The 2,730-nt window shown below is 73.2% G+C and carries 4 protein-coding genes; 1 reads left to right on the top strand and 3 read right to left on the bottom strand.

All coding sequences use genetic code 11. The annotated features are described in order from the left end of the window. Positions 1 to 47: 47 nt before the first annotated feature. Positions 48 to 443, top strand: coding sequence for a transposase (locus NBZ85_RS33475; protein WP_368861460.1), 396 nt, complete (start codon positions 48 to 50; stop codon positions 441 to 443). Here NBZ85_RS33475 and NBZ85_RS29945 read toward each other — a convergent pair. The 3 genes from NBZ85_RS29945 to NBZ85_RS29935 all read right to left on the bottom strand — a co-directional run. Beyond that, positions 394 to 795, bottom strand: a complete 402-nt coding sequence (locus NBZ85_RS29945; RefSeq protein WP_261560601.1) for a DUF4097 family beta strand repeat-containing protein — start codon at positions 793 to 795, stop codon at positions 394 to 396. The two genes, NBZ85_RS33475 and NBZ85_RS29945, sit on opposite strands and share 50 nt — an antisense overlap. Positions 796 to 907: 112 nt before the next feature. Beyond that, positions 908 to 1,333, bottom strand: a complete 426-nt coding sequence (locus NBZ85_RS29940) for a GNAT family N-acetyltransferase (protein ID WP_261560602.1) — start codon at positions 1,331 to 1,333, stop codon at positions 908 to 910. Positions 1,334 to 1,474: 141 nt separating this feature from the next. Then, a partial coding sequence (locus NBZ85_RS29935) for an alpha/beta hydrolase family protein (protein WP_261563287.1) occupies positions 1,475 to 2,730 on the bottom strand: 1,256 nt, incomplete at its 5' end.

Raw genomic sequence — 2,730 nt, 5'->3', positions numbered from 1 at the left:
GACCCCGTCCTCCCAGGTTCAGCGTTCGAACCCCGAAGTGAGCCGTCATGTCCCGACCCACCCGCTACCCTCCGCGATTTCGCGCCCACGCCGTCGCCTCCGTCGCACTCGCGCGGCCGCGACACAGCTCGACCTGGGCCGCGATCAAGGCTGTCGCCGCGAGCCTCGCGATCAGCACCGAGACCCTGCGTACCTGGGTACGCCAGGCGGAGTCGTCCGGCAGCGCGACCGGTCCGGCGGACACCTGCGGGCTACCGACGGCGCCGCCGCCCCGTGGACCGCGTCCGTCACCATCACCCCGGCCGGAGCACCGACATCACCCCGGCCGGAGCACCGACCGTGGGAGCGCCGCCGGAACAGCGGACGCCCCCCGATGGTCGGGAGGCGGTCCGTTCAGGACTCGTCGCGGTAGGTCACCGAGACGTCGCCGGAGGAGGTCGTGACGCGCAGGCGGCGCGACGCCGCCGGGTCCTTCTGGATGTTGACCGTGCGGTCGCCGGAGCCGGTCGTCGCCTCGGCGGCGTAACCCTTGCCGTCGACCGGCAGCAGTACCCGCACATCCCCGGATGAACTGTGAACGTCGAGGCCCTCCGCGGCGACATCGCCGGAGGAGGTGTCCGCGGCGATGGCCCCACCCCCGGCGGGACCTCGAGGCCGTAGGTCGCCAAACTCGCCACGACGAGCCCGAACCAGATCAACGGCACCCCGAACAGGGCGAACAACAGCGGCTACACGCCCAGCACAATCGAAATGAGCACCGCGAGGAACACCGGCACCGCGACGCCTCCCGCGCACCGCGACCGGTGAATCGTTCGTGGTCCGCGGTTCGACGGCGGGGTAGGTGCGACATCACGACCGTTGCCCATTATTGATCGTCTACGACACCGAGTAGATAGGACTTACTCGTTTAGACCCGGCGGGTGAGGTGGAACGCGGAGATCGAGTAGCCGGCGCGAAGGGCGAGGCGGTGCGCCTCGTGGCGGTGGGTGTCGGCATCGAGGTGGATGTGTTCGCAGCCGAGCCGGCGGGCCTCCCGATCGGCCCAGGCCAGCAGCCTGGTGGCGTGACCGCGTCCCCGGGCGGCGAGCAGGGTGGTCAGGTCGTCGACGGCCAGGTGCCGCCCGGCGGCCAGCGACGTCACCTGCCGGAAGCCGAGCGCGGCGACGACCCGGCCGAACTCGCCGTCCCAGGACGCGACGAGCCGGTAGCCCTCGGGCCGCTGGATCTCGTTGACGAGCCGGACGAATCCAGTCGACGTCAGATGCGGACGTAGCTGACGCATGGGGTCGAATGCCAACCAGGTCCGCTCCGCCTCCAATTCCTCGATTTTCACGGGGCGTATTGTGTCAGTGTCATCAGGTGATGTGTGTGCCGAGGTCCGGTGTACGCCCGGTGGCCTCGGTCACCGTCCTCGGAACACCGGTCCGCTCGGGCGGGCCCGGCCCCCCATGGCGCCACCGGCACGGCCGTCGCCTCAGCCGGCCTCGGCGGCGGCCCATCCGATACCGATGGCTGCGTCGCCTTCGGCCAGACGGCCTTCGCCGGGCACACCTGGCGCGGCCACGCCGTCGAGATCGGCGAGCTCGTGCTGCTCGAACGGACCGCCGGCGCCGGCTGAGGGGCGGGCGTCGCCGGCGGGCGTCGGGCGCGGCACCACGACCAGCGGCGACGCGGCGACCGGCGGCGACGCGGCGCGCCGGGGCTGGGCCAGCCGCGGGCCGAGTAGGTGCGGGGCCAACCAGTCGACGGTGGCCCGGACGAAGCGGACCCGGTTACCCAGCTCAGCGACCTCGTGCCCCTCCCCGCCGAACAGCAGGTAGCGGCAGTCGACGCCGCGGGCGGTGGCCGCGGCCACGGTCTGCTCGGCCTCGATCACGGGGACGTTGGTGTCGTTGTCGCCGTGGACGACGAGCAGCGGCGCCGCCAGCGCGCTCATCCGGTGCAGCGGGGACAGGGCGCGCAGCAGCGCCGGCTGCGTCGCCGGATCGCCGTACTTGGTCACCGCCGAGGCCGCGATCCACGGCTCGGTGTGCTGGTAGAACGTCTCCAGGTCGACCATGCCGCAGACGTCCACCCCGGCGCGGAACATCCGCGGGAAGTGGACGAGGGCGGCCAGCGTCAGGTACCCGCCGTAGGAGCGGCCGGCGATTCCGATCCGGTCCGCGTCGGCCAGGCCGGTGGCGACGAGGTCCCGTACGCAGCTCGCGACGTCCTCGATGCCGTCGAAGCGGCGGTGCAGGTGGTCGGCCTCCTCGAAGGCCCGGCCGAAACCGGTGGATCCGCGCACGTTCGGAGCGAAGACCGCGATACCCCGGGCGAGCAGGGCGTGGAACAGCGGGTTGAACGCGGGACGTTCCTGGGCCTCCGGCCCGCCGTGCAGGTAGAGCAGCGTCGGCAGCGGCCCGGGGGGCGCCGGCGGGCGGTACCACCAGCCGGACAGCTCCAGGCCGTCGTGCGCGACCAGCGTGTGCGGCACGGGCCGGACCAGCGCCGCCGGCCGCGCCGGGCCGTGCGTGACCAGACATCGGTAGCCGGCGGTCGGGGAGGCCAGGTCGCAGGCCCAGATCTCCCCCGGCGCCGTGGCACCGTCGAGCGCGAGGATCAGCTCCCGGCCCCCGGGGCGGGCCAGCACGGCGGTGACGACGTCCCGCGGGGGTGCCGGCAGCGGCCGGCTCCGACCGCCCGGCAGGTCGACGAGCGTGAGCTCGCTGCGACCGGCCACGTTCCAGA

The sequence above is a fragment of the Frankia tisae genome, assembly GCF_025403405.1.
GTDB lineage: Bacteria > Actinomycetota > Actinomycetes > Frankiales > Frankiaceae > Frankia > Frankia tisai.
This window is presented reverse-complemented; position numbering and strand designations above follow the sequence as displayed.

Coding starts and splice junctions, on each gene's coding strand:
- NBZ85_RS33475 (WP_368861460.1), top strand. CDS start 48: ATGTCCCGACCCACCCGCTACCCTCCGCGATTTCGCGCCCACGCCGTC.